The 599-nt window shown below is 68.6% G+C and carries 2 protein-coding genes; one reads left to right on the forward strand and one right to left on the reverse strand.

Annotated features, from left to right (window positions below):
* A partial coding sequence (locus HW466_RS31075; protein ID WP_244138250.1) for a LysR substrate-binding domain-containing protein occupies window positions 1-300 on the forward strand: 300 nt, incomplete at its 5' end.
* Window positions 301-327: 27 nt separating this feature from the next.
* On the opposite strand, the gene HW466_RS31080 is transcribed toward HW466_RS31075, so the two are convergent.
* The coding region (locus HW466_RS31080; protein WP_176316140.1) for a nuclear transport factor 2 family protein at window positions 328-599 on the reverse strand (272 nt) is incomplete at its 5' end.

Raw genomic sequence — 599 nt, forward strand, 5'->3', positions numbered from 1 at the left:
GCCGACGATTGGCCGCGTTGGCTCGAAGCGGCGGCGCTCCCCGTCCGTCTGGCGGGCAGCGCGCGCATGAGGTTCGATCTCGCGCTGCTGGCGGTGCAGGCGGCGGTCGACGGGCAGGGCGTTTGCATCGGACGGCGCGCCTACGTCGAGGACGATCTGCGCGCCGGACGGCTGGTGGCGCCGTTCGACCTGGTGGCGACTACCGACCGCGGCTTTTATCTGGTCTCGCCGGTCGAATTCGCGGATAGCGCCAAGGTGACCGCCTTGCGCGACTGGTTGCTGGAAATGGCGAGAGATTGATATCGGTACGGCCGTCTGCCGTCTGCGTCAGGCTGCCGGCGGCGCGAAGGCCTGTTGCGCGGCCACCGTGTCGAGCGACTCGCGCAGCAGCTTGATCTTGCCGCCCTCCGCGACCAGCCGGCCCGCGTACATCTGCCGATAGACCTTGCCTGTCGAGGGCACCAGCGCCTCGACCGAGTATTCGCCGAAAACCTGCCCGGGCGTGTCGATCAGCATGCGCACGTCCTTGAACGCGAAGTCCGGCACCTTGGCCAGCAGCGAGGCGATGAACTTCTCGATCGCGGCCGGCCCCTTGGCGC

Source organism: Burkholderia territorii (assembly GCF_902833055.1).
Classification (GTDB): Bacteria; Pseudomonadota; Gammaproteobacteria; order Burkholderiales; family Burkholderiaceae; genus Burkholderia; species Burkholderia territorii.